The organism is Deltaproteobacteria bacterium, assembly GCA_011773515.1.
Classification (GTDB): Bacteria; Desulfobacterota; Deferrimicrobia; order J040; family J040; genus WVXK01.
Window position 1 is genome coordinate 11021 of record WVXK01000095.1, and the last position, 6460, is coordinate 17480.

General features: G+C 54.5%; 6 protein-coding genes, 2 tRNA genes and 2 pseudogenes (2 of these 10 cut by a window edge). 4 read left to right on the forward strand and 6 right to left on the reverse strand.

Annotated elements, in window-relative coordinates; genetic code table 11:
• The 6 genes and pseudogenes from GTN70_09980 to amrB form a co-directional block, all read right to left on the reverse strand.
• Positions 1–149: pseudogene (locus GTN70_09980) on the reverse strand (branched-chain amino acid ABC transporter permease); it reaches 714 nt to the left of the window's first position.
• A 174-nt stretch (positions 150–323) separates the two neighbouring features.
• Complete coding sequence (locus tag GTN70_09985; GenBank protein ID NIO17303.1) at positions 324–1619, reverse strand: ABC transporter substrate-binding protein; 1296 nt, start codon at positions 1617–1619, stop codon at positions 324–326.
• 244 nt (positions 1620–1863) lie between these two features.
• A tRNA-Glu gene (locus GTN70_09990) sits at positions 1864–1941 on the reverse strand.
• 6 nt (positions 1942–1947) lie between these two features.
• Positions 1948–2021: transfer RNA gene (locus GTN70_09995), tRNA-Gln, on the reverse strand.
• A gap of 20 nt (positions 2022–2041) precedes the next feature.
• Complete coding sequence (gltX, locus tag GTN70_10000; protein NIO17304.1) at positions 2042–3451, reverse strand: glutamate--tRNA ligase; 1410 nt, start codon at positions 3449–3451, stop codon at positions 2042–2044.
• An 18-nt stretch (positions 3452–3469) separates the two neighbouring features.
• Positions 3470–4273: an AmmeMemoRadiSam system protein B gene (gene amrB / locus GTN70_10005; GenBank protein ID NIO17305.1), complete on the reverse strand. Its 804-nt coding sequence runs from the start codon at positions 4271–4273 to the stop codon at positions 3470–3472.
• A gap of 166 nt (positions 4274–4439) precedes the next feature.
• On the opposite strand from amrB, the gene GTN70_10010 reads away from it, so the two are divergent.
• The 4 genes and pseudogenes from GTN70_10010 to fabH form a co-directional block, all read left to right on the forward strand.
• A complete protein-coding gene (locus tag GTN70_10010; protein NIO17306.1) occupies positions 4440–4976 on the forward strand; it encodes a hypothetical protein in 537 nt (178 codons plus the stop codon).
• A 5-nt stretch (positions 4977–4981) separates the two neighbouring features.
• On the forward strand, positions 4982–5155 hold the full coding sequence (rpmF, locus tag GTN70_10015; GenBank protein NIO17307.1) for a 50S ribosomal protein L32: 174 nt from the start codon (positions 4982–4984) through the stop codon (positions 5153–5155).
• A 27-nt stretch (positions 5156–5182) separates the two neighbouring features.
• The gene (gene plsX, locus GTN70_10020) at positions 5183–6223 is read left to right on the forward strand and encodes a phosphate acyltransferase PlsX (protein NIO17308.1); all 1041 of its coding nucleotides are present in this window, start codon (positions 5183–5185) and stop codon (positions 6221–6223) included.
• 1 nt (position 6224) lies between these two features.
• A pseudogene (gene fabH / locus GTN70_10025) lies at positions 6225–6460 on the forward strand (beta-ketoacyl-ACP synthase III) (it continues 700 nt past the right edge of the window).

Genomic DNA, 6460 nt, shown 5'->3' on the forward strand with positions numbered 1-6460 from the left:
AAGGCTCCCACCATCATGAAAGCGCCGTGGCCCACGTTCACCACTTTCAGCACCCCGAATATCAGGCTGAGCCCCATCGTTGCCATTCCGTAGATTGCGCCCAGTATCAGGCCCTGTATCAGGTTTCCTATCAGTTGTCCGTGCAGCATGGTCCGCTCCTCCGACGGTTTCCGGACAGGGGGTGTAGGACGGACATAAAAATCCTCCCCGGGGAGACCAATCCCCGGGGAGGGGTGCTATTCTGTCAGCGTGTATAATCGAGCGTCATCGTCTCGGTATCTCAGGAACAGCTCACGGCTTTTGCAAAGCCCTTTTACGCCCGTTTACTTTTTCTGAACCGCTTTCACCCCTTTTGCCTTTTCAGCGAAAGTGGGCATGGGAAAAACGAGCTCTCCCGTCTGTGCCGATGTGGGCCATACGATTACCCGTTTCCCATCCTGCCACTGAACGTCGACCATGTCGTGCCCCACCTGCTTTCCCGTGTCGTCGATGTCCCAGCCGCCATAGAAAGACATGAATGTAAGCGCGCCGAGTTCCCGTCGCACCACGTCCGAATTCAGGCTGTTTGCCTTTTCGATGGCCATGACGAGTCCGAGAACTGCAGCACCCGATTCGGCGGCGTGGTAGTCGGGGATTATGTCCTTTCCGAGAGCTTCCTTGAAGAGCTTCACGAACTCATCCTGGCTTGGGCCGATCCACTCCAGGTTGGCTCTCTTTGCGGCCTCCGCCGAGTAGGTAACGCCATACTCCCAGTGGGAGGGGCCCATGACGCCCTCGGCCTGTGTCGTAAGGGCTTCGTAAAAGGCGGGAAGCGTGGCGGCAGCAATGAGGGAAAGCGCTTTCGGGTTGATGTCGAGGTCCGCAAGCTGCCTGTTGAAGAGCTGCCCGTCCTCGAAGTGGCCTCCTCCGATGACCACTTCCGGGTTGGATGCTTTCATCGCCGACAGAAGGGGCGTTAGGTCGGTAACGCCCTTCGGGTAGGTGCGCTTGAAGACGATTTCGAAACCGAGCCTCTTCGCGTGCCCTTCCGATCCCTCCATGACCGCCCGGGCGAACTCGGAATCTTCATAGACCAGCGCCACCCTCTTGACTTCCGGGAACGTTTTCTGGATCATCGTGAGGGTTCCCCTGTGATAGTTGGAAGCCGGCCCGATTGTCTGGACGATGTACTGGAACCCCTGAGCGAAAATCTTGTCGCTGGCCCCGCCGTGATCCATGTAGATCATGCTGTACTTTTCGGCGATGGGTGCGCCGGCAAGGGTGAGACCCGAGCTGTAGGGGGCGAAGGTAAAGTGGACCTTGTCAACCGTAATGAGCCTTTCGAGAAGGCTTGTCACGGACTCTTTCTTCGACTCGCAGTCATATTTGATATAGTCCAGGGGCACCTTCTTGCCGTTTAAGGTGACCCCACCGTGTACCTCGTTGACCCATTTTATGTTCGCAAGAATCCCGCCAACTGCCTGCTCCCCGGCCTTTGCATACTTTCCCGACAGGGCTGCGGGGTGACCGATGACGATTTTATCGGGTACTTTGGGGTTTTCCGCAAAGACCACGGAGGCCGCAAGAAATGTCACCAGGGTCAGTGCGGTCAAACAAATGACCAATTTTCTGTTCTTCATGTTACCCCCCCTTTTGAGTAGTTAATGTGATGTTCCGTGTCTCATGGTTGACGCCATACCAGAACCATTTCGACACCTGAAACCATCAAAGCTGGTTAATGCTAATAAAAAATTAATAGCGGACGTATGTTTATTAAGATAATGGCGGTACTTGCCGGTGTCAAGCTAATTCGAACGGATTCGGCGCATTGTGGGGGCTTCCGTGGACATGAAAAAAGGCAGGCCTTCGCCTGCCCTTTGTGTCTGGTGATCCCAGGGGGATTCGAACCCCCGTTTTCGGCGTGAGAGGCCGATGTCCTAGGCCAGACTAGACGATGGGACCGATAATTGGCTGAGGAGCCAGGATTCGAACCTGGATAACTTGGTCCAGAGCCAAGCGTGTTGCCGTTACACTACTCCTCATCGAAAAAACTATTTTATTGTCATAGATTTTGCGAGTCAAGCCGAATCAGGTCAACAGCCCTGCGGAGGCGCCTGACGGAGACATCTTTGCCGAGCACCCATATGACCTCGTATATTCCCGGGCTCACCCGTTTTCCCGTCAGGGCCACCCGGGCGGGCTGTGCGATTTTCCCCAGCTTCATCAAGAAGCGCTCCATCACTTTTTCGAAGCACCCTGCGATGCCAACCTCTTCGAAGGGATCGAGATCTTCCAGAAGTTCGACCAGGTATGCGAGGGGAGGGCCCATATCCGCCTTCAGAAGCTTTTTTCTCCCCTCTTCCTCTATCTCGATCTCCTCGGTGAAGTAGAAGAGCCCTGACTCCGCCAGTTCGGCTAGGGTTTTGGACCGCTCCTGGAGCGTTTTTACGGCGTACTCATATCGGGGGTGTTTCGAAGGGTCGGCACCGATCTGCTTGAAGAAGGGGAGAACCGCGCGGGCGATCCTCTCCGGGGGAGAGTTGATGATGTGCTGGTGGTTGACCCAGAGGAGCTTTTCGGGGTTGAAGGTTCCGGAAGATTTCCCGATGTTATCGGTTGAAAATTTCTCAACGAGCTCATCGACGGAAAAGATCTCCTGGTCACCGAAGGACCACCCGAGTCTCACGAGATAATTCGTCATGGCTTCGGGGAGGTATCCCGCGTCCCGGTAGGCGGTGACGGACAGTGCGCCGTGCCTCTTGCTCAGCCTCGCTCTGTCCGACCCCAGGATCATCGGCACGTGGCCGAAGAGGGGAGGGGCAAAACCCAGGGCATGGTAGATCTGTATCTGCCGGGGGGTGTTGTTCAAGTGGTCGTCCCCCCGTATCACGTGCGTTATCCCCATGAGTGCGTCGTCCACGACCACGGTGAAGTTGTACGTGGGCACCCCGTCGGATCGCACGATTACGAGATCGTCGAGCTCTTGGTTCTTGAACCGGACCGTCCCTTTGACAAGGTCCTCTACGATCGTTTCTCCCTCATCGGGGCATTTGAAGCGCAAAACGTGCTCTTCCCGCCCCGCGGGTGGAGCATGGAGACACCGCCTGTTGTACATCGGCTTCTGCCCCTCCTTTAAAAGCCTGGTCCGTTCAGCATCGAGCTCTTCCTTGGTACAAAAGCACCGGTATGCCTTTCCCTGATAGACCAATCGTTCGCTGTATTGCCGGTAAATGGAAAGCCTCTCCGACTGAAAGAAGGGCCCTTCGTCCCAGGTGAGGCCAAGGTAGTGCATGCCGTCGAGGATGGCGTTTACCGACTCTTCGTTCGACCGCGAATAGTCCGTATCCTCGATTCTCAAGATGAACTGCCCTTTCCTGTTTTTTGCGTATAGCCAGTTAAAAAGGGCCGTCCTCGCGCCACCGATATGCAAAAACCCGGTGGGGCTTGGTGCAAACCTCGTCCTCACGACCATCTCGCCCTCTCTTGGGTGCTATTTGAGATAGATTCCCGCGTACCCGACCACCTGCTGAAAATCACCGCTCACTTCGCCGGAAGTCGCGTATTTTACCAGATTTGCAGATCGCGCCCCGAGTTCTACCGCACCGTGTATGACCACCGTGGTGGGAATGTAACCACACATGGAGATGCCCCTGTCCCTGACCGTGGTGTAAAGGCCCTGGGGATCGAGCTGGAGGATCCTTTCGATTGCCATGCTATCTTTTTCCCTGGCCACCGCGTCGGGCTCATAGTGCGTCATGTCCGTGCTCGCTACGAGCGTGACATCCTTTTCATATTCCACAACGGACTTCGCGATTGCCATGCCCAGCTGTCTGCACTCCTCGACCGAGAGGCTCTTCAGCGCTATCGGCACGAAATCGAACGTGTCCTTGAAGTGGTAAATAAAGGGAAGCTGGACCTCGAGGGAATGCTCGTATGTGTGGGCGCTGTAGTCTTCTGCAACGATTCCGCTGTTGTTTTTTATCAGGTCTGCCAGGTGCTCGTTAATGGCTATTTCCCCGAAGGGGATGGTCCAGGACCCACGGCTCATGATGGCGCACTTTTCTCCCATGCCGGAGTGGTTCGGGCACAAGATGATACAGGTGTCATGCAATCTTACACCGGCGTAGAGGGAACCCGCCACGCCCCCTGAATACACGTACCCGGCGTGAGGGGAAATCAGGGCGATTGCATCTTCCTTTTCCGTCACCTGCGGGCAAAGCCTGTCGAGCTCCTTCTGAAGCTGCCCGGGGTCTGATGGGTAGAACTGTCCGGCCACGTAAGGTTTTCTTCTCATCATTCCTCCTGGCAATGGCCCGGTGTTAAAAAAAAAATTAACAGATGTTTTAATATGTTAATTTATTAGGCAGAGGAAAACAACCGTGTGACCCCGGGTGTGTATCCTTGTTGACAGGGTGAATCTATTTCATTAATATTTACATTCAAATTTTCATGAGGGTGAAATGTACATATGCGTCTCTAACATACCCCCGGAGGGATACCAGGTGCAAAAGGGGCAAACCCCCGGGGTGGAATTGGATTTTGAGGGCAGGGAACTGTTTCCTTTAGATACGTTACACGTCACCTGGGTGGAGTTTAACGTATCAATCTCCGGAAAGGATCTTATCCTCGCCGGTAACTGCGGGGGGGATATTTCCTATTCCTGTGACAGATGCGGTGAGCACGTGACGAGAAATATGGATATATCCTTCAATAAAATATTCGAGAGCTACGAGATGTTGGCGTCGGGAGGGGATCACCAGCTGCAGAGGGAAGACCTGGAGATCACGTTTTTCGATGGCGAGGGTTTTTACCTCGAGGACGTCATATACGAGCATCTCGTGCTATCATTGCCCCAGCAGATTCTCTGCACCGACGAATGCAAGGGGCTTTGCCAGGTGTGTGGAATGAACCTCAACCGATCCAGCTGCTCGTGCAAGGGGTTCGATGTGGATCCGAGGCTGGAAAAGCTGAAATCACTTCGCTCGAAGATGGAGTAACAGACATGGCCCATCCGAAACGGAAAGTGTCCAGATCCAGGAGAGACAAAAGGAGAACTCATAAAAAGACAACTCCTCCACCCCGCTCACTCTGCTCCAAATGTGGGGAGCCGAAAATTCCCCACAGAGTTTGCCAGTCCTGCGGGACTTACGGTGGAGAACAGATATTAGCCGAGTGAGTTTCCTGATAACTGGGGTAACGTCATATGAAAGTAGCTGTTGATGCAATGGGCGGCGACCTCGCCCCGTTGGAGGTTGTGCGCGGCGCTGTACTCGCTGCATCGGAGTACGATGTTCCCGTTGTGCTCGTGGGGAAGAAAGAGGAGATCGCGCGGTATCTGAAGAAGTTCCACACCCGGTCGCTGTCGATCGAACTGGTCGATGCGCCGGAGGTTATCAGCATGGACGAGCAGCCGGGAGTGGCATTCAGGAAGAAAAAGAATTCCTCCATAAATATCGGCCTGAATCTCGTCGGCGCCGGTGAGGCACAGTCTTTTGTGAGCGCCGGAAATTCCGGTGCAGTCATGGCCGGAGCAATTTTTATCCTGAGGAATATTCCCGGCGTGGACAGGCCCGCTATTGGAACGCCCATTCCCACCCCTCTCGGGAAGATCGTCCTCATCGATGCGGGGGCAAACGTCGACTGCAAGCCGCTCAACCTGGCCCAGTTTGCCCTGATGGGGGAGGTCTACGCAAAGAGCATACTGAACATCCCTGACCCCAGGATCGCCATTTTGAGTTATGGGGAGGAGCGGCAGAAAGGAAATGACCTTACGAAGGAGAGCGGAAAGATCCTGGAAACCCTCGACATCAACTTTATCGGGAATGCTGAAGGAAGAGATCTTTTTGCGGACAGGGCGGATGTGTTCGTCTGTGACGGTTTCGTCGGGAATTTAGTCCTGAAATCCCTCGAGGGGCTTGCCGTCGCTTTTGGCGATTTTATACGCAATGAGTTCAGAAAGTCGATGCTGGCGATGATGGGCTATCTTCTTGCAAAGCCCGCGCTCCGCAGTATGAGGAAAAAGGTCGATTATTCGGAGTATGGCGGAGCCCCGCTGCTGGGCGTCAACGGGGGAATAGTCATCTGCCACGGCTCATCCAACGCCCACGCGATAAAAAACGCGATCAAGGTTGCAGCGGGCCTTCATGCCTTCAGCCTGGAGGAAGAGATCAAAAGGAAAGTTTCCCGGATGGCCGAACGTATCCATATCGACACTTCGGCAGGGAGCAACTTTCCTGGAGGATAATATGGGAGCAGTAATAGAGGGGATGGGTTATTCCGTACCCGAGAATGTCGTTACCAACAAGGACATGGAAAAGATGGTCGATACGACCGACGAATGGATAACGGAGAGGACGGGAATAAAGGAGAGGCGCATTGCCCCGAAAGGCACGGCGAATTCGGATATAACGCTCGGCGCCGCAAAAAAAGCACTGGATGATGCAAATGTCGACCCCGGGGACCTCGACGGCATAATCGTCGC